This is a genomic window from Pseudoalteromonas sp. SG43-7, assembly GCF_014164295.1.
GTDB lineage: Bacteria > Pseudomonadota > Gammaproteobacteria > Enterobacterales > Alteromonadaceae > Pseudoalteromonas > Pseudoalteromonas rhizosphaerae.
Genome location: NZ_JACJEY010000002.1, coordinates 74,326 through 93,038 on the forward strand (window position 1 = coordinate 74,326; position 18,713 = coordinate 93,038).

At 41.6% G+C, this 18,713-nt stretch carries 18 protein-coding genes; 11 read left to right on the plus strand and 7 right to left on the minus strand.

The features are described 5' to 3' along the window. Positions 1-41 precede the first annotated feature (41 nt). Entirely contained in the window at positions 42-473 is a 432-nt protein-coding gene (locus tag H5200_RS01165; RefSeq protein WP_182760769.1) for a MarR family winged helix-turn-helix transcriptional regulator, read from the minus strand. A 129-nt stretch (positions 474-602) separates the two neighbouring features. On the opposite strand from H5200_RS01165, the gene hmgA reads away from it, so the two are divergent. Next, positions 603-1,904, plus strand: coding sequence for a homogentisate 1,2-dioxygenase (hmgA, locus tag H5200_RS01170; protein WP_182760770.1), 1,302 nt, complete (start codon positions 603-605; stop codon positions 1,902-1,904). A gap of 7 nt (positions 1,905-1,911) precedes the next feature. After that, the gene (gene maiA / locus H5200_RS01175; RefSeq protein WP_182739507.1) at positions 1,912-2,541 is read left to right on the plus strand and encodes a maleylacetoacetate isomerase; all 630 of its coding nucleotides are present in this window, start codon (positions 1,912-1,914) and stop codon (positions 2,539-2,541) included. A 6-nt stretch (positions 2,542-2,547) separates the two neighbouring features. On the opposite strand, the gene H5200_RS01180 is transcribed toward maiA, so the two are convergent. Continuing rightward, positions 2,548-2,781 (minus strand): TIGR02647 family protein, encoded by a 234-nt coding sequence (locus H5200_RS01180; protein ID WP_145234371.1) that lies wholly within the window; start codon positions 2,779-2,781, stop codon positions 2,548-2,550. A 181-nt stretch (positions 2,782-2,962) separates the two neighbouring features. Between H5200_RS01180 and H5200_RS01185 the strand changes: the two genes are divergently transcribed. Together H5200_RS01185 and H5200_RS01190 are read left to right on the plus strand one after the other, a co-directional pair. Further along, positions 2,963-3,265, plus strand: a complete 303-nt coding sequence (locus tag H5200_RS01185) for a DUF1496 domain-containing protein (protein WP_182717587.1) — start codon at positions 2,963-2,965, stop codon at positions 3,263-3,265. Positions 3,266-3,330: 65 nt separating this feature from the next. Beyond that, complete coding sequence (locus H5200_RS01190; RefSeq protein WP_145234376.1) at positions 3,331-3,597, plus strand: VF530 family DNA-binding protein; 267 nt, start codon at positions 3,331-3,333, stop codon at positions 3,595-3,597. 42 nt (positions 3,598-3,639) lie between these two features. Here H5200_RS01190 and H5200_RS01195 read toward each other — a convergent pair whose 3' ends face one another. Continuing rightward, positions 3,640-5,265, minus strand: coding sequence for a diacylglycerol kinase family protein (locus tag H5200_RS01195; protein ID WP_182760771.1), 1,626 nt, complete (start codon positions 5,263-5,265; stop codon positions 3,640-3,642). A 275-nt stretch (positions 5,266-5,540) separates the two neighbouring features. Continuing rightward, positions 5,541-6,542 (minus strand): branched-chain amino acid aminotransferase, encoded by a 1,002-nt coding sequence (locus tag H5200_RS01200; protein ID WP_182717589.1) that lies wholly within the window; start codon positions 6,540-6,542, stop codon positions 5,541-5,543. Between the two features lie 363 nt (positions 6,543-6,905). Here H5200_RS01200 and H5200_RS01205 point away from each other — a divergent pair, with 363 nt between their 5' ends. The 7 genes from H5200_RS01205 (at position 6,906) to H5200_RS01235 (ending at position 13,327) form a co-directional block, all read left to right on the plus strand. After that, a complete protein-coding gene (locus H5200_RS01205; protein WP_149980373.1) occupies positions 6,906-7,445 on the plus strand; it encodes a sigma-70 family RNA polymerase sigma factor in 540 nt (179 codons plus the stop codon). Continuing rightward, positions 7,442-8,131 carry an anti-sigma factor domain-containing protein gene (locus H5200_RS01210; RefSeq protein ID WP_149979977.1) on the plus strand — a complete coding sequence of 230 codons (690 nt, stop codon included), beginning with the start codon at positions 7,442-7,444 and terminating at the stop codon, positions 8,129-8,131. Before H5200_RS01205 ends, H5200_RS01210 begins: the two co-directional genes overlap by 4 nt. 174 nt (positions 8,132-8,305) lie before the next feature. Continuing rightward, a complete protein-coding gene (locus tag H5200_RS01215) occupies positions 8,306-9,898 on the plus strand; it encodes a DUF4331 domain-containing protein (protein WP_149979976.1) in 1,593 nt (530 codons plus the stop codon). An 11-nt stretch (positions 9,899-9,909) separates the two neighbouring features. Beyond that, positions 9,910-10,425 (plus strand): Ig-like domain-containing protein, encoded by a 516-nt coding sequence (locus H5200_RS01220; RefSeq protein WP_149979975.1) that lies wholly within the window; start codon positions 9,910-9,912, stop codon positions 10,423-10,425. 51 nt (positions 10,426-10,476) lie between these two features. Beyond that, complete coding sequence (locus tag H5200_RS01225) at positions 10,477-11,484, plus strand: hypothetical protein (protein WP_182739506.1); 1,008 nt, start codon at positions 10,477-10,479, stop codon at positions 11,482-11,484. Further along, positions 11,481-12,599: a HupE/UreJ family protein gene (locus H5200_RS01230; RefSeq protein ID WP_182739505.1), complete on the plus strand. Its 1,119-nt coding sequence runs from the start codon at positions 11,481-11,483 to the stop codon at positions 12,597-12,599. The genes H5200_RS01225 and H5200_RS01230 overlap by 4 nt, the downstream gene beginning before the upstream one ends. Positions 12,600-12,739: 140 nt before the next feature. Further along, positions 12,740-13,327, plus strand: a complete 588-nt coding sequence (locus H5200_RS01235; protein ID WP_182739504.1) for a GNAT family N-acetyltransferase — start codon at positions 12,740-12,742, stop codon at positions 13,325-13,327. Between the two features lie 92 nt (positions 13,328-13,419). Here the strand turns inward: H5200_RS01235 and H5200_RS01240 are convergent, their stop codons facing one another. The 3 genes from H5200_RS01240 to H5200_RS01250 all read right to left on the minus strand — a co-directional run bounded on the left by H5200_RS01240 (position 13,420) and on the right by H5200_RS01250 (position 18,712). Continuing rightward, the gene (locus tag H5200_RS01240) at positions 13,420-14,034 is read right to left on the minus strand and encodes a TetR/AcrR family transcriptional regulator (protein ID WP_182739503.1); all 615 of its coding nucleotides are present in this window, start codon (positions 14,032-14,034) and stop codon (positions 13,420-13,422) included. Positions 14,035-14,171: 137 nt separating this feature from the next. Beyond that, a complete protein-coding gene (locus H5200_RS01245) occupies positions 14,172-15,581 on the minus strand; it encodes an efflux transporter outer membrane subunit (RefSeq protein ID WP_182739502.1) in 1,410 nt (469 codons plus the stop codon). Further along, complete coding sequence (locus H5200_RS01250; protein ID WP_182739501.1) at positions 15,581-18,712, minus strand: efflux RND transporter permease subunit; 3,132 nt, start codon at positions 18,710-18,712, stop codon at positions 15,581-15,583. Before H5200_RS01250 ends, H5200_RS01245 begins: the two co-directional genes overlap by 1 nt. Position 18,713: the final 1 nt, after the last annotated feature.

Consider the following 18,713-nt stretch of genomic DNA (forward strand, 5'->3'; position numbering starts at 1 on the left):
TAAATTAATTTTAAAGCCCATCTTTTGATGGGCTTTTTGTTTTATTCATCTAATTTACTAGTTAACTTATCTAAACAACTAAGCAAGGTTTGATACTCGGCTTGAGTTAAAACATCCAACAGATTCTTCTCCCACGCTAAAGCAGCTGGGGCTAACTGCTGATACAAGCCCAACCCTTGCTCACTCAACGCTAACAAGCTGGCGCGTTTATCTGCCGGATCGATTAAACTCTCTACATAGTGCTTATCTATCAATGCCTTAATTGCCCGTGATACAGTGGATTTATCCATTGCTGCTTGCTCACACAATGCTTTTGCGTTGCTTTGTCCAAACTGGGCTAAATTAAACAAAATACGCCACTGAGGAATGCTTAAATCACTTTGCTGTTGATACACGGGTGCAAACTGTTCACTCATTTTACTGGCTAAGTTAGCCAGACGATAAGGTAAAAATGTCTCTAAATCGAGAGCCATGGCGGCTATGTCCTGTTAATTTACAATCATGTTTAAGTGTCCATAAATATGTACAGTGGCAAAAAGCATGATGTTTGAATTTAGTCTCACTTGAGAGTATCTTACAGTAAAACATAAAGGAGTCGAGTGATGACCAGCGAATTAAAATATATGACAGGATTTGGCAATGAGTTTGAAACCGAAGCTCTGCCTGGCGCATTGCCTATTGGGCAGTTTAGCCCGCAAAAAGTAAAATACGATTTATACGCTGAACAATTTAGTACCACAGCATTTACTGCGCCGCGTGCTGATAACCGCCGTACTTGGATGTACCGTATCCGCCCATCGGTTGTCCAAGGTGATTACAGCGCAATTGATAACGGTTTAATTCGCACCGCTCCAATTACCGAAGTCCCGACTCCACCTACTATGCTTCGTTGGGATCCAATTGATATTCCAACTACGCCAACCGATTTCATTGATGGTTTGATCACTATGGCTGCAAACGGCAGCGCCAATGGCCAAACAGGAATTGGCATCCATGTTTATGTAGCGAATAAATCAATGACTGATCGTTATTTTTATAATGCCGACGGCGAAATGTTATTTGTGCCTCAGCAAGGTCAGTTACTGCTGAAAACAGAATGTGGTAATTTAACGGTTAAAGCGGGTGAAATCGCAGTGATCCCGCGTGGCATTAAATTCCAAGTCGTTTTGCTCTGTGATACTGCTCGTGGTTATATCTGTGAAAATTATGGTCATGCTTATGTGTTAGCTGAGCGTGGCCCAGTGGGAGCCAACGGCTACGCTAACGACCGTGATTTTCAATACCCTGTTGCTGCCTTTGAAGATAAAGAAGGTGAGTTTGAGTTGGTTGCTAAGTTCAACGGTAATATGTTCCGCTGTGATATAGGCCACTCCCCTTTAGATGTTGTAGCCTGGACGGGCAACAGCGCTCCCTATAAATATGATTTAGCACGTTTTAATGTAATGAATACAGTGAGCTTTGATCATCCTGATCCGTCTATCTTCACAGTACTGACATCCCCGTCAGGCACAGAAGGTGTTGCTAATATTGATTTTGCAATTTTTCCTCCACGCTGGATGGTGGCAGAAAACACTTTTCGCCCACCCTATTATCACCGCAATATTATGAGTGAATTTATGGGCTTAATTGAAGGCGTGTACGACGCCAAAGAGCACGGCTTTGTACCAGGAGGCATGAGTTTACATAATTGTATGTCACCGCATGGCCCAGAAGCTGATGTATTTGAAAAGGCCTCTAACGCAGAGCTTGAACCGCAACGCTACGAAAATACCCTCGCGTTTATGTTTGAATCACGTTACGTTATTTCACCAACAAAATACGCATTAGAAGGCAAAGAGCGCCAACCTAACTACACTGATTGCTGGCGAACTATTAAAAAACACTACAGTGGCCCACAAGGATAATTGAACCATGAAACTTTATACATATTTTCGTTCATCTGCCGCATATCGCGTTCGTATTGCGCTTAATTTAAAAAATATTAAGCATGAGTTAGTAACTGTTAACTTACTAAAATCTGAGCAACAAGCACCTGAATACCTAGATAAAAACCCGCAAGGGTTATTACCTGCGCTGGAAACCAATGACGGTGTACTCGCACAATCGATGGCAATTTTAGAATACCTTGAAGAAACACACCCCGACACACCACTATTATTTGGTGATGCCTGGCAAAAAGCCCAGATCCGTAATTTATGTTATGCCATTGCCTGCGATATTCATCCTATTGATAACCTACGGGTACTGAAATATTTAAGTGGTGAACTTGGTGCTGACGATGCAATCAAAAATACCTGGTATCGTCATTGGGTAGAGGTTGGTTTTGAAAAAATTGAACAGCTACTTGATCATACAAATGAATATTGTGTGGGTGATAAACCTAGCCTTGCTGATGTGTGTTTAGTGCCGCAAGTATTTAATGCTTATCGTTTTAACGTCGATATGACTGCGTATCCGAAAATAGCAGCCATTTATGAACGTTGTAACAAGCTTGATGCATTTATTGATGCTGCACCACAAAACCAACCGGATGCAGCCTGATATTTTTTAATTACCCAACGCACTGTGCAGCACGGTTACGTGCTCTATCAGATCTAAGCCCAGATCGGTTAAGTAACCGCCATCTGGGCTATCTATAATACCTTTATCAAACAATCGTTGTGCCGCGCTTAATAAGCTTTCATCAGCATCACTATGTAACTTAATACCTTGCATTTTACTGGTTAATGGAAATTTTGCTAACAGTGTAAATTCGTCAATCATCGTTTGTTTAAATTGCATGTGTTCACCTTGTCTTTAGAAAATTATTTTTGTGGATTTTACCCTAACACATTTTATGGCCAAGTCACCCTAAAACCCTAAGTGGGCTGGTTTAAACGCATTTAATTGCAACTGAAACTAGTATTTTGGGGTAACTTAGGTATAAGCTTAGTGTAGTTTTTTTTTAATGCAAAGGCTAAATATGCGAATTATAACGATTATAGGCATCTGTTTTATCAGTGTAATTTACTCGGCTAATAGTTTCAGTAATAATCAAAAACCAGCCTTGTTTCTTGACGCAAAAAATAAAGTTAGCGAGCAGCAACTCTGTTGGTTTGAAGATCAACGCTACAGTGAAGGTGCGATTATTTTAATGGCTAATGTGCGGGTGATCTGTGCAGCAAAAAACCCTCATCACAATAATAGCGCGTTAAATTGGTTAATGCTCAACGAGCAAAATGAAATTATTTACCCAACCGCCCCTAAAACAATTCGCGTTAATTAATAGAATTGGTATCAACGCACAGTTACGTTACAATAGCAGCGACTTTTATCAAGCAATAGTGACTTATGAATCAGCAAGCAAACAACCCGTTACATGGCATTACACTCGAACAAATAGTAGTAAAACTCGAGCAAACACTTGGCTGGAAAGCAATGGGTGAGCATGTTGATATTCGCTGTTTTAAATCTGACCCAAGTGTAAAATCGAGCCTTAAATTTTTACGTAAAACACCTTGGGCGCGTACCAAGGTCGAGCAGTTATACCTCGATAACTGTGTCGATGCACAACCGCAAAACAGCGGTTTTGTGTGGCCTAGTATTAAAAAGAAGTAACAGCCATTGCGCGTTATAGCTTATAACGCGCAACAAGTTCAGTTACTCGACCTGCTCTGCACAGATCACCGCCAGTGATTGCGGAGTAATTTCAATGATCAATTTATCAGCACTTTTAACTTCACCATCAAGTACATATTTTATTTCCTGAGTCGCCGATATTGCAACGCGGCGCGCATTGGTATGATGTGAATTAATCGCAAAATGTGCTTGGGTAATACTGCTAAATACCAGCTCAGCAATACTTAATACATTGGCTGATGCGTCTTGGTTTGGAGTGAGCCAATTAACATCGAGCAAGCCATCGTAATGATCTGGCTGTCCCCCACCTTGCGCTAGTAAAGTAGTAAAAGGTGCAGCATTAGCGACAATTAAACTATTGGTATGTATTTGCTGCGGCTCGTTATCATCTAGCTGTACGGTGAAATCTTGGGCTTTTTGTTCACCCAAAGCTTGCCAGAAGCCCTGTAAATATGCGAACTGACCAAGCTCATTTTTAGTATCCCGATCGGCTTTTTCAATCATGTGTTGTTCAAAGCCAATCCCTGCTAACAACAACATCAACTCACCATTGCAATATGCTGTATCCATTTGCTTGGTTTGCCCTTCAATAATCAAATCACATGCTACTTCCACAGGGATCAACTTTGACTTAATTCCCATTAACACATGTGCTAGAGCATTGGCCGTGCCAAATGGGATAATACCTAATTTACAGTCTGTGTTTAGCAAAACACTTGCCACTTCTGCCACTGTGCCATCGCCGCCGCAGGCGATGATCATATCTGGTTTATCAGCTATCGCTTGTTTGGCCAACACAATCCCATTTTGCTCGACTGATGTGATCATCACTTTTAAGTTATAATAAGCAGATAAACGCGCAACAATTAAATGCTCTTTTTGCTGCCATAACTTAGTGCCGGAAACTGGATTAGCAATTAATACCGCTTTATTTTTGATTAATAACTCACCCTTTTTATGGCGTTTAACTAGTTGACGCAGTTGGTGTTTATTTAAATTAGCGGTTTCGCGTGTTTCTTTTATTTGCGCAAGCACTTGATGTACATCAGCCTCCTTATTTTGACTGAGTAAATAAGCCGCCATCACAAACACTGAACGACCACGACCCAACGCACAATGCACCACCACACGACGATTATCTTTAATATGATGGGCAATCCAGTTAATCGCTTGATTAAGCTGCGAACGTGTTGGGACTCGATGATCAAGCACTGGGATATTTAAATAGTTTATGTTTTCTTGTGTTGATGACCATTCAAGTCCATCAAATTCACAGGTTACATCTAAAATCGCGGTAATACCGTTATCTTTTAAAGTATCTATATCTGAAGGGAATAAGCGACAGGCTAAAAATAAGTGTTCGTTAATTTGTTGTAATGGCGGTACTTTATCGTGCTTTCGGCTCCACGCGTTATAAACTTGTGCCCCCAATAAAAAAGGTATGAAAGCCCAACGAATGTAAAACGGGATAACACCGTTTTCTCGTTTACGAAAAATTTTTGCAATATTAAAAAAATAGGCACCGCTTACCAGTAATAAAGATAAAGCCGTCCAATAGAATAGCAGCGAAAAATAGCTAGGACTAACCTGCCACCCCATAATGATAAATACAATTGCCAATAATAAGTAACTTATTGCGGCCCACATAAACGCTCCTTTTGTCGTTAGTTATACCCAAATAGAAATGCAATCTATGCGCCACTAAAAAAATCAAATGGAAATAAATATTCATATATATTTCATAGTATTAAGATATCAGCTGATTAGTTTCGTGATACTTGCTGTGTATACATACGTTATTTTTACACACCTGTGCAGCTAACTTACACAGTTGAAAGTATAGATTATTAAATAACTTAGACCATAAAAAAGCCTAGGTTATAAATAACCTAGGCTTTTTTGTAAAAACATATCGTTTAACTTTACACGTCGATTTTGGTTAACCAGCCATGGGTGTCTGGTGCTTTACCCCATTGAATATCGTTCAAGGCTTGGCGCAAACGCATTGTCGTTGGCCCTGCTTCACCACTGCCCACTTTGTATTCTTTATCATTATGAATAAAAGTACCCACTGGGGTTAATACCGCAGCAGTGCCAGATAAAGCAGCTTCAGTACCCGGTTTTGCAGCACGCTCAAGTAATTCAGTGACTGTAAAATTGCGCTCGGATACTGTCATACCTAAATCTTTAGCGATGGTTAAAATACTGCTGCGCGTCACGCCATGTAAAAAGGTGCTGTCTAGCGCTTTAGTAATAATTTCATTACCATCAATTAAAATAAAGTTTGCGGCACCAGTTTCTTGTACATCACCGCCTGGGCAGAATAGAATTTGGTCGGCTTGATGTTGCAAGCGTGCTGCCGTAATGGGTGCTAATGCACTAGCGTAGTTACCACCACTTTTGATCATACCCATGTGCGGGGCACAGCGCATACCATCTTCTTCTAGTAATACTCGCAACGCAGTCGCGCCACCAGCAAAGTAATCACCCACAGGTGATAATAGCACATACAATAATGAACTTAATGACGGCACAGCCGCTTTACCAATGGCAGCTTCAGTACCGATATGAGTTGGACGAATATACATAGAGCCCGGTGGTAACGGCGTTTCATCAGCATACTGGCGGACAATATCAATGATCATTTTTTCAAGCTTGGCTCCATCAACTTCAGGTAAGCTTAATAAATGCGAGCTTTGTTTCATGCGGGCAATGTTAGCGTCCATGCGGAAAATATAGACTGAGCCGTCTTCATGGCGAAATGCTTTTAACCCCTCAAAACATGTACTTGAATAGTGAAGAACATGTGCACCAGCATGAAGTTCAATTTTATCTGACGGAACAACAGAGCTTTCGCTCCAAGCGTTATCAGTAAAACGTGCTTGAATCATCTGCGGCATAAATACGGTACCGAATGCGGCCATTTTAATCTCTCTTATGTGGTCTACTTTTACCCCATTGTATGACATTCATGCACTGTTTAACCATAACTAAAACAAGGCATTTATTGGAAGTAACAGGATTTTTTGCAATTTCGTCAGTATTTAACTTTGGTAGGTCCTATTATTCTGCTTTGCGGCGTCATTTCCAGCTCTCTAAACGATGAATGTAGGACTGCAGTCTCAGATATAAAACTGATCGCCGCAACTTGATAAGCCGTATTTTACTGCTAGGCTAACTGGTGGAAAAGCATGAAAATAATGATAAGCACCCATCATTTAGTTGGTTTTTTGCATCCATTTTACATCATCATACGTTTACTAACTGACAATAATAATAGGAACTCTATGGAAACCGACGAATTATTACCTCTACTAAGTGCAACCGCGCAGGGCAATAAACAGGCATTTGCTAAATTGTATAATGCCACAAGCGCAAAGCTGTTTGCGATCAGCTTAAAAATGTTAAGCAATCGTGCTCATGCCGAAGAAGCGCTGCAAGATGCATTTGTGAAAATTTGGCACAATGCATCTGATTATCAAGTAACCAAAGGCACAGTGATCAGCTGGATGATCAGCATTGTTCGTTATCGTAGCTTAGACTCTTTGCGCTATCACAAAGTGCGTAAAGAGCAATCCTTAGATGACGACTCTGCAATCTCAGATGATTTAACTGACTCACCTTTAGCTATTGATTACGAAGATAAAAGTAAACTCGTTGATTGTATAGAGCAACTAGATGAACAGCAAAAACAAGCGATCCACTTAGCCTACTACAAAGGCTTGACTCACAGTGAGTTAGTTGATCATATTGATACTCCGCTTGGCACAGTAAAAAGCTGGATCAGACGCGGCCTGCAACAGTTGCAAAGGTGCTTAACGTTATGAATTATGACAATCAAAAACTCATCGATATGTTGGCGGCTGAATACGTGTTAGGGACCTTAAAAGGCTCTGCTCGTAAACGCTTTCAACGTTTAATGCTCTCATCAAATCGTGTTCGAGAAGCAACCTGGATGTGGGAGCAACATTTAAATAATTTAGCCAGCTCAATCAAATCTGTGCCGCCAGATAGCCACGTTTGGGAAGCAATTTCACAGCGTATTGACCCACAGCAAGCAGTGGTACCAAACAATGTTATTCAACCTAAAACAAGTATTTGGCAAGCGTGGTCGTTAATTGCTACCGCAGCAAGTATCGTATTAGCTTTGATTATTTGGCAGCCACAAACGCCTGTCGGGCAAAACACTCAGCAAATTGCGCTGTTTAAAGATGCCAGCGAAAAACCATTATGGTTTATCGATATCAACGAACAAGGTTTATCAATAAAAGCCAGCGACAAATTGACCGCCAGAACTGATAAGGATTATGAACTGTGGATGATATTAAAAGGTCAAGATGCTCCTATTTCGTTGGGTCTTTTACCAAAAGATGGCGTTAAATCGCTATTAAAAGACTCACGTTTCAACGCGCAAGATATCGCATTACTTGCCATAAGTTTAGAACCTATTGGAGGCTCACCAACAGGCTCCCCCACCGAAGTACTGTACACAACAGAGTTAATTTTACTGTAAGTAAACCAACAACACGCAATAAAAAGCCAGCAAAAGCTGGTTTTTTATTCCATTAAATTCAACGAGGTAATTTTAAATATACATTCCATTAATATTTTTTACTTTTTATTGCATCCAATGGTAATTGCTTTGCGTATTAGTAGTGACCACTATCTAAAACTAAAGGACAAAGTCATGAAAGCTTTAACTCCCTCAATATTAGCAGTTGTAGTATGTAGTACCTTAGTAAGCGTCCCATCAGAGGCGTCAAGTCACCGTGAAGCTCCAAATATCAGTCGCTTCCCGACTTTAGATTCAACAGATTTTTATGCATTTAACAGTTATGAACAAGGCCGTGGTGATTATGTCACCCTGATTGCAAACTATATTCCATTGCAAGATGGCTATGGCGGACCTAACTATTTTGCCATGGATCCTGATGCAACCTACAGCATCCATATTGATAACGATGGCGATGCGATTGAAGATATTAGCTTCGCCTTTAACTTCAAAAGTATGCTGCCTAATGACAATCAAGGTGTTGCATTAACCGTTGGCCCTGAAGGCAACCAACGTACTGTTGCTGTACCACTCAAAAATGTTGGTGGTGTTGCAGCTGGCAATAATGCCGCAGTTAACTTTAGCGAATCATACACTATGACGATGATCGCTGGTGATCAGCGTACAGGTAGCAAAACCATGCTAACTAATACCATGACCAGCAGTAATGAATTCCACAAGCCACTTGATTATATTGGCGATAAAACGTTTTCATCAATGGATGGTTATAAAAGCTACGCAGCGCAATTTGTATATCAAGTAGCGATCCCAGGCTGTGACGGTATGGCAAAAGTATTTGTTGGCCAACGTAAAGACCCATTCGTAGTGAACCTAGGCAAAACCTTTGACTTAGTGAACTATGTGCCGGTAGAAGGCGACAGTGCGCCGGGCGCAGGTGATGGCGCGGGCTTCCCTGGAGGCATTACACAATCGGCAGATAATGATGACTTAGCAGATAAAAATGTGACCGCAATTGCTATCGAAGTACCTAAAAGCTGTGTAGTTGGTAATGGCAACGGCACTATTGGTACATGGACTACAGCAAGCTTACCGCAGGCGCGTATTCTAAACCCGAATGCTAAATTTGCTAACAATGCAGTAAACGGTGGTGCGCTTACTCAAGTATCTCGTTTAGGTAATCCACTTGTTAATGAGTTGGTAATTGGTTTAAAAGACAAAGATACCTTCTCAAGTTCACAGCCTAAAGACGATGCTCAATTTATTGATTATGTTACCCACCCTTCTTTACCAGAGCTTTTAAATATTCTGTTTAAAGATGCGGTTAATACCACCTTAGGGGCAAATCTAGCGACCCTTGCACCAACGAATTTTCCACGTAATGACTTAGTAACTGCATTTCTAACTGGTTTCCCGGGCGTTAATCAATTAGCCACTGTTACAGGTGCTGAAATGTTACGTTTAAACACAGCAATTGCAGCTAAAGCACAGGCAGATCAATCAGCATTTGGTGTTGCTGGTGATGATTTAGCCGGTTTCCCAAATGGCCGTCGTCCTGGTGATGATGTAGTTGATATTGCGCTACGTGTGGTAATGGGTCGCTTATGCTACCCAATTCCAGTAAATGGCACAAATACTGATTTAGGCCTGTGTACATCTGATGATGCCAGTGTAGGTAACGTACCATTTACCGATGGTGCACCAGTGAACGCTACGATGATGGATGCAAGCTTTCCATATCTAGCAACTCCACTTGCAGGGTCTAAATAAGGAGAACACTCATGCAACATTTTAAATTATCACATCTTGGGTTATTGCTTGCTGCGCTTACACTCAGCGGCTGTAGCAATGATGACGACCATAACACCGTCGAGATACCACCGATGGTAAATAAAGCACCTACAGCAACAGCTGATATGGTAACCACACAAACCGAAGTTGTAATTGAAGACATGCTACAAGGTTCTGATCCTGAAGGAGATACTCTTACCTTCAGTCTGGTTACTGAGCCAATGCTAGGCATGGTAGTGGTTAATAGTGATGGTAGTTACACCTATACGCCGAACCTTGAAACTACTGGCTCTGATAGCTTTACCTTTGCAGTCAGTGATGGGGTAAACAGCCAAGTTACTGCGATGGTTGATATCACTATTGAAGCACTTGAAGTCGATTTTGCACTACTAGGCCGTGCAGCATTTAACCAAGCGGCTACCGATAAGCCACTGAGTGTGAACGGCCGTACATTCACAAATGCGGATGAAAATGCCACATTTGACGATTTGTTAGGTAACAACTAAATCACACAATAATACTTGCAGGCCATGGATGGCCTTTTTAAGGAGAATGCTATGATCACCCGTGCTTTTACTTACCTTTGTTTATTGATCTCAGTTAATGCAGGGGCTGAACCTTATACGCCAGCAGATGACGAGATCATCGCAAAAGCCCGCGCAATAAATACCGCACACCTTAATCAAGACGAATTAATGACGTTACTGATAAATAGCCAACAAGTAGGTCAAACTGAGCTTCGCCAAGGCTTATTAAAAAACCAGTTACAGCAGCGCTATGCGCAATCTCCCACACCACAAATTGGCTACATGTATGCACGCGTTTTACAACGTGAACATCAATTTTCAGCAGCCTTAGCAATCACCGATGCAGTACTAAAACGCGATCCTAACCATGTTAACACCCATCTATTACGCGCCAATATGCTAATGGTTCAAGGTGACTTTAAAGCCGCTAAACAACAATGCTTAAAACTCTTGGGTCTAACAGCAATGGATGTAATTAATACCTGTACATTTGATGTACTAAGCCAAGACGGTCAATTAGCACAAAGTTATCAAAGTTTAGCGAACAGTATTACAAGTAATAAACAAAGCGATGATACCCGCCATGTATTGGCTGAAATGGCACTGAGACTCAATAAACCCGATGAAGCGCTCGCTCATATCCAGTCATTGCCATTAAAAACAGCCCCCGTCAGCCTTGTAGTGTTATGGGCAGATATTTATTTAGCGCAAGGGAATTATCAAAAAGTCCTAAACACTTTGCCTGCACTGGTAAATGATCAACAAAATTTAGAAGATGCCTTGTTGCTGCGCTTGGCAATTGCAGAGCAACACTACAACGATACCTCGCTGAAACAATGGCAAAATTTAATGGCGCAAAGAGTGGCGCTGCGTGAATTACGTCAAGACCGTTTTCATGCCAGTGATTTAGCTCACTATTATTTAGACATCAATAAACAGCCAGAAAAAGCCCTATACTGGGCAAAAATAAATTGGCAACAAGCTAAGCTTGATGCCGATCAGCAATTACTTACACGTGCGCAAGGAGCCTCTTTATGAACGCATTTGTAACTGCGTTTTTTTGTAACCTGTGTTTATTTTTCATGTTACAAGGAACAGCTCAAGCACACCAATTAAGTACCAGCTATATTAATTTAAACGCAACCGATGACAGCCATTTTACGGGTAGTTGGCAAATCAACGTTGCCGATTTAGAGCAACAGGTGGCGTTTGATTTAAATCAAGATGGGGCTATCGCATGGCATGAGATCAATGCAAAACATAGCGCCATAAGTGATTTTGTCCTGACCTCACTGACAGTAACATCAGCGGACAAGCAAGCATGTACGCTTACCAGCGACGCTCCGTTGCAGCTTGATACTCATTTTAATCAACCCTATGTAGTTGTTCAATTGCAATTATCCTGCCCAGCTCTGGACACCAACCACAGCGCCATAGCATTTCATTATCAGGCATTTTTCGATACTGATGCCAATCATAAAGCAATTGTCACTATCAATGATCAAACTCGTGTGATGAGTAAAAATAATACCCTTCAAACTTTTGATTTTACTAAAAGCAGTTACCTCACCACTTTTAATCAATATGTTTACCAAGGAGTGCTGCATATTTGGCTCGGACTTGACCATATCTTATTTTTAATTGCATTGTTGCTTACCTGTGTATTAGTAAAAAAATCAGCAAAATGGCAAGGTGTAGAATCAAAAGTCACGATCTTCAAACACACCGCATGGATAGTTACCGCATTTACTTTGGCGCATTCAATCACTCTGACCGCCACTGCAATACAATTAGTTACACCTAACAGTCGCTGGGTAGAACTGGGGATCGCTATATCTGTGTTGTTTGCAGCTCTTAACAATATTTGGCCATTAGTTGTGCGTTTAGGCTGGGTCACATTCGCCTTTGGTTTATTACATGGCATGGGCTTTGCGAGTGTATTAGGTGAATTAGGGCTATCCAGTGACTATCAATTACTCAGCGTGCTAGCATTTAATTTAGGTGTAGAGATAGGCCAACTGGCTATATTAGCAGTTACATTACCAGTCCTTATTTGGGCAAGAAACTATCACTGGTATCAAAAATGGGTGATGCCTGCAGGCTCACTCGCCATCGCGATCATCGCGGTGCAGTGGTCAATAGAACGGATTTGAGGGTATTGATTTATAGCTGAAATCAACAAATTAATTGTAAAATTCACTGTGTAAGTTGCTATCATTGAATCCTTAAAGGATCATCTCTATGTACAAAACGTTGAGATATTAAACAATGGTTTTAGGAGTAAGGGAAATATATGCAGTGGTTAAAACCAATGCCATTGGTTGGGCACTTTATAACGCTTGAGGTGTTAAGCTTACATCATATAGATGAATTAAAACATGCGGTGCTTGATGGAGAGTCTTGGAAATTATGGTATGCCAATGTTCCTTCGCCAGAACAAATGCACAGTTATGTTGAGCGGGCAATTATTGAAGCCAAAAACGGCAATAGCGCCTTCGCCGTAAGGTGTAATAGTAGCCATAAAATAGTTGGCACAACTCGATTCTATAACGTAGACGCACAGCATCAGCGCGCATTACTAGGCTACACATGGTATGCCAAGGCTGTACGAAGAAGTCCTGTAAATACTGAATGTAAACTTTTGATGTTGCAGTATTTATTTGATACTCACAATGCCATTGCAGTTGAGTTTAGAACACACTTTTTTAATCAAAAGTCGCGAAAGGCAATTGCAAGGCTAGGCGCTAAACAAGATGGTATTTTACGCAGCCATCAAATAACAAGTGATGGATCGATTCGCGATACTGTTGTTTATTCAATTATTGCATCAGAGTGGCCAGCCGTGAAGAATCATTTACTGAACAAACTAAAATATACTTAACTTATAATTTAAGGTATTACGCTTTAAGCCAAAAATTAACTCAGCAAAGAAGATTAAACGACACCTCTTTGCGGTTAAGGGCTCGGCTCTAATTAGAACGGTACAAGCAACACCCGCATTGCCGGGCGAAGCGCTAATAATAGCGTGGCTTTATCAACATGTGGATTAAGCGTTTTACGTATGGTGATCCCATTTATCATTGCAAACATCACTTCGATACGGCTTTCAAGTTCAGTTGCACTAAGGTCTTTTATCAAACTGCGTTCACTCAATAAAAGATTTCGCATTTTCTCTCTGGCGTAACAATCAGACTTTCGCAACTGCTCTGCCACTTTATCGTTGCGCGCAGCTTCAGCGAACATCTCTAAATCGAGTGCTCCTTGGTTTACATCAGTATGATGATCCACTGCGTGGTCTAAACCATCGAGTAGAATCGTTACTAAGTCACCAGGTTGATCTTCATACTCCTGAAAAATAGAGAACAGTTTTTCCATATCCTGTTCTATAATCGATTCAATGATCGCTTCTTTACTGGCAAAGTAATTGTAAATATGTCCTGCGCTCATCCCTGCGGTCTTTGAGATCTCGGCCATTCCTGCGCCATGATAGCCTTTTCGTCTAAAACAATCGGCCGCAGCACTAAGCACTTGCTCACGGCGTGCTTGCACAAGTGCAGGGTCGGTTTGTCTTTTAGATTTTTCTTTCATAGTAACTCCGAAAAGCGCTGCTTTTCTTTAACCTAATAATTATCACTAGCTTATATGCCCTTTTACATCAACTTTGTCAGTTGCCACAAAGAACTTAATAAACTAGTGATAAACTATATAGTGGTGCAGCCTAGCGGCTATTCACTCTGTTGAGCCGATCGTTGCCAACCGCCTCCAACCGCTTTATACAAACTAATTTGGCTCGTAATATAGGCTTTTTTACCGCTAATGAGTTGTTGCCCTGCACTGTACCAATTACGTTGTGCATCCAGCACTTGTAAATAGCTATCGGCGCCTTTTTCAAAGCGAGCTTCAGAGAGTGTAAACGACACTTGATTACTGTTATACAGATCTTCAAGCGCACTTAGCTGCTGCATATAGCCTTCCCTATCGGCAAGCGCATCAGAGACTTCTTTAAATGCCTGTTGAATCGTTTGTTCATAGGTAGTTAGCGCAATCTGTTGTTGAGTTTGCGCAACATCTAAGTTTGCTTGATTACGACCCATATTAAATATCGGTATCGTGATCGATGGCATAAAGCTCCAAGTGCCAGTGCCACTTGAAAACAAATTATCTAGATCACTCGACGCACTCCCTGCATTAGCCGTTAAGCTAATGCTCGGAAAAAATGCCGCCTTCGCAACACCGATATTAGCGTTAGCAGCTAATAACTGAAACTCTGCTGCTTTAATATCAGGACGTTGCTCAAGTAACTCGGATGGTAAGCCTACAGGCACGGTCGGGAAATTTAGTACTTCATCTAAACTCTCAACAGGTAACAACTGCGCTGAAACCGGCTGACCGACTAATAAATCAAGGGCATTTTTATCACGCTTTAACAAGCGCTGATAGTTAGCAATATCAACTTTTGCGGTGGCTACAGTGCTCTCAATTTGTGCCAACGTTAACTTTGATGCCGCGCCAAGTGCATAGGTTTTTTCGGTTAACGCCAGTGATGCCTGCTGACTTTTTAGGGTTTGCGTAGCAAGCGCTAACTGCTCTTTATCAGCAGCGTAATTTAGCCACGCACTTACCAACTCAGAAATTAAGCTAATTTTTACACTCGTTTGAGTTTGCTCTGACGCGTACAAAGTTTGCAGTGCTTGATCAGATTGATTACGAATTTTGCCCCATATATCGAGCTCATACGCGGTCATCCCCACGGTAGCTTGATAGCTATCGCTAATTTGTGCATTACCGGTTGACGTTAAGTCTCCCGGTAAGCGCTGACGCGTGCCCGACGCAGCAAAATCGATTGACGGATATAAGGCAGAGTCTTCGATTTGATAAAGCGCACGAACTTGCTGCACATTAAGTGCGGCAAGTTTAAGGTCTTTATTATGAGCTAATGTTTGTTCAATCAAGTGTTGCAACTTTTCATTCGCAAAAAACTGCTGCCATCTTAAATCAGCCGTATTACCTTGTTCGCTCTGTATTGCGTAGCTATCAGGCACCGGCAACACGATATCCTCAAGCGGTGGAGCCATTTGACAAGCACTGAGCACGAATACGCTTAGACTCGCTAGGCTTAACGTTTTGAATGTCATTATGGTTGCTCCTGTGTCACAGCTTTGTGTTTACCTGGAAAAACTCTGCGCACTAATACAAAGAATAACGGTACAAATATCACAGCCAATATTGACGATGCGAGCGTGCCACCTATGACTGAGATACCTAGAGCATTTTGTGCACCAGAACCAGCACTTGATGCTATAGCTAAAGGTAGAACGCCACAAATAAATGCCATAGAAGTCATTAAAATTGGTCGTAGTCGTAGCTTAACAGAGTTAATTGCAGCATCCACGAGTCCCATGCCCTCATCCATTTTATGGATCGCGAATTCAACAATCAAAATAGCATTTTTAGATGCCAGCCCTATGGTAGTCAACAAGCCTACTTGTAAGTAAATATCATTCGATAAATTACCTATAAAGGCAGCCATTGCAGCGCCAAATACGCCTAAAGGGACAATCATCATTACCGCTGCCGGCACAGACCAACTTTCATATAATGCAGCTAGACATAAAAACACCACCAATAACGACAACGCATATAATAATGGCGCTTGTCCGCCACTTAAACGCTCTTCATACGAAATACCAGTCCATTCAAAGGCAAACCCAGTTGGTAGCTGGCTAACCAACTTCTCCATTTCATCCATAGCTTGACCAGTACTGTAACCTGGCGCTGCTGCACCTTGAATTTCCATCGCTGAAAAACCGTTATAGCGTTCAAGACGCGGCGAACCATACGCCCAGTAAGACTGAGCAAACGCGCTAAATGGCACCATATCGCCATTGCTATTACGTACATACCATTTATCTAAATCTTCCGGCACCATACGAGACTCTGGCGTACCTTGTAAAAACACTTTTTTTACTCGACCACGGTCGATAAAGTCATTCACATAGCTACTACCCCACGCGGTAGACAAAGTACTATTGATATCTGCTTGGGTCAGCCCAAGTGCTTGCGCTTTTGCTAAATCAATATCCAGTTCAAGCTCTGGTTTATCTTCTTGACCATTAGGACGAACGCCCGCTAATACAGGACTTTGTGAAGCCATGCCTAGTAGCATATTTCGCGCTTCGAGTAATTTGTCGTGACCAAGCCCAACCCTATCTTGTAAAAACAAGGTAAAGCCATTGGCAGTACCAAGCTCAACAACCGCAGGTGGTGGGAAAGCAAAAACAAAGGCTTCTTTTATCGTAGAAAAATAACCCATAGCTTTACCTGCAACTGCACCAACCGATAAATCATCGCGTTGACGCTCATCCCAGTGTTTTAAACCAACAAAGCCAAGCGCTGCATTTTGCCCAGAGCCTGCGAAGCTAAAGCCAGTTACACTAAACACAGAACGAACAGCTTCAGACTGATCTTCTAGGAAATGTTTTTCCATTTTCTCAACGACTTTTAATGTCTGCTCAGTGGTTGCTCCTGCTGGTAAACTTACTTGATTGAACAAAATACCTTGGTCTTCATCAGGTAAAAATGCTGAAGGAAGTTGTGAGAAAATATAGATCATACCGCCAACAATTAAGCCGTAACACAATAAATAGCGCTTACTTTGCTTGATCATACGGCTTACAAAGTTTTGTGCGCCGGTATTGGTCTTTTCAAAGCCACGGTTAAAGCCCATAAAAAAGCGACCAATAAATGATGAGTTATTATGTACGTGGCTCGGTTTTAACATGGTTGCACACAGTGCTGGTGTTAAAATAAGTGCCACTAAAACAGATAAACTCATAGCAGTTACTAAGGTTACGGAGAACTGACGATAAATAACCCCTGTAGAGCCTGCAAAGAACGCCATTGGGATAAATACGGCCGATAACACCATTGCAATACCAACCAGTGCACCTTTGATTTCATCCATTGATTTTCGCGTAGCTTCAAGCGGTGAAAGTTTTTCTTCGGTCATCACCCGCTCAACGTTTTCAACCACCACGATGGCATCATCAACTAACAAGCCAATGGCCAGTACCATAGCAAACATGGTCAAGGTATTAATTGAATAACCGAGTACTTGCAGCACAGCAAATGTACCCAATAAAACCACAGGCACTGCAATGGTAGGAATTAGAGTTGCTCTAAAGTTTTGTAAAAACAAGTACATAACTAAAAACACTAACACCACGGCTTCGATTAATGTACTCACTACTTTTTCAATTGATAATGATACAAACGGAGTGGTGTCATAAGGAATAACAGAGGCTAACCCTTCAGGGAAAAATGGCTCTAGTTCAGCCAATGCAGTTTTAACACCCGCAGCAGTATCAAGAGCGTTTGCACCACTGGCAAGTTTAATACCTAAACCTGACGCTGGTTTACCATTAAAGCGCGCCACAACACCGTAGCTTTCACCGCCAAGTTCGACTTTTGCGACATCGCCTAAGCGAACTACAGAACCATCCTCATTGTTTTTGACAAAAATATTGCGAAATTGTTCTGGTGTTTGTAAGCGACTTTGCGCAGTCACAGTGGCATTAAGCTGCTGCCCTGAAATCGCAGGTAAAGCACCAAGTTGACCTGCCGATACTTGCGCATTTTGAGCACTAATAGACGCACTAATATCTGCAGGAGTCAGTTTATATTTTTGCAGCATACTAGGGTCTAACCAGATACGCATCGCATACTGTGAGCCAAATAACTGCACTTCACCTACGCCATCAACGCGCGACACGATATCTTGCACATTGGATGCAACATAATCACCAATGTCGATATTATTCATGCTGCCATCTTCAGAAACAAAACCAACAACCATTAAAAAGTTACGTGCAGATTTAGCTACTGATACACCTTGGCGTTGCACTTCTTGTGGCAATAACGGGGTTGCCAAGGCAAGTTTATTTTGCACTTGAACTTGTGCAATATCTGGGTCGGTATCAGCATCAAACGTTAGTGTTAAAGTTGCCGAGCCATTTGATTCCGAGGTTGATGACATATACAACAAGCCATCTAATCCTTTCATCTTTTGTTCAATAACCTGCGTAACAGTATCTTCTAACGTACGTGCAGAAGCACCTGGATAATTAGCTTGAACACTAATTGCCGGAGGCGCAATAGACGGATACTGAGCAATAGGTAGCGCTTTAATTGCAAGTATACCCGCCAACATAACAATAATGGCCAGTACCCATGCAAAGATAGGCCGGTCGATAAAAAATCGTGACATT

Bases quoted from the DNA above. Each gene is read 5' to 3' on its own strand.
- hmgA (WP_182760770.1), top strand. From the start codon at position 603: ATGACCAGCGAATTAAAATATATGACAGGATTTGGCAATGAGTTTGAA.
- H5200_RS01245 (WP_182739502.1), bottom strand. From the start codon at position 15,581: ATGACATTCAAAACGTTAAGCCTAGCGAGTCTAAGCGTATTCGTGCTC.
- H5200_RS01210 (WP_149979977.1), top strand. From the start codon at position 7,442: ATGAATTATGACAATCAAAAACTCATCGATATGTTGGCGGCTGAATAC.
- H5200_RS01195 (WP_182760771.1), bottom strand. From the start codon at position 5,265: ATGTGGGCCGCAATAAGTTACTTATTATTGGCAATTGTATTTATCATT.
- H5200_RS01250 (WP_182739501.1), bottom strand. From the start codon at position 18,712: ATGTCACGATTTTTTATCGACCGGCCTATCTTTGCATGGGTACTGGCC.
- maiA (WP_182739507.1), top strand. From the start codon at position 1,912: ATGAAACTTTATACATATTTTCGTTCATCTGCCGCATATCGCGTTCGT.
- H5200_RS01240 (WP_182739503.1), bottom strand. From the start codon at position 14,034: ATGAAAGAAAAATCTAAAAGACAAACCGACCCTGCACTTGTGCAAGCA.
- H5200_RS01165 (WP_182760769.1), bottom strand. From the start codon at position 473: ATGGCTCTCGATTTAGAGACATTTTTACCTTATCGTCTGGCTAACTTA.
- H5200_RS01225 (WP_182739506.1), top strand. From the start codon at position 10,477: ATGATCACCCGTGCTTTTACTTACCTTTGTTTATTGATCTCAGTTAAT.
- H5200_RS01230 (WP_182739505.1), top strand. From the start codon at position 11,481: ATGAACGCATTTGTAACTGCGTTTTTTTGTAACCTGTGTTTATTTTTC.
- H5200_RS01180 (WP_145234371.1), bottom strand. From the start codon at position 2,781: ATGCAATTTAAACAAACGATGATTGACGAATTTACACTGTTAGCAAAA.
- H5200_RS01220 (WP_149979975.1), top strand. From the start codon at position 9,910: ATGCAACATTTTAAATTATCACATCTTGGGTTATTGCTTGCTGCGCTT.
- H5200_RS01215 (WP_149979976.1), top strand. From the start codon at position 8,306: ATGAAAGCTTTAACTCCCTCAATATTAGCAGTTGTAGTATGTAGTACC.
- H5200_RS01235 (WP_182739504.1), top strand. From the start codon at position 12,740: ATGCAGTGGTTAAAACCAATGCCATTGGTTGGGCACTTTATAACGCTT.
- H5200_RS01205 (WP_149980373.1), top strand. From the start codon at position 6,906: ATGGAAACCGACGAATTATTACCTCTACTAAGTGCAACCGCGCAGGGC.
- H5200_RS01185 (WP_182717587.1), top strand. From the start codon at position 2,963: ATGCGAATTATAACGATTATAGGCATCTGTTTTATCAGTGTAATTTAC.
- H5200_RS01190 (WP_145234376.1), top strand. From the start codon at position 3,331: ATGAATCAGCAAGCAAACAACCCGTTACATGGCATTACACTCGAACAA.
- H5200_RS01200 (WP_182717589.1), bottom strand. From the start codon at position 6,542: ATGGCCGCATTCGGTACCGTATTTATGCCGCAGATGATTCAAGCACGT.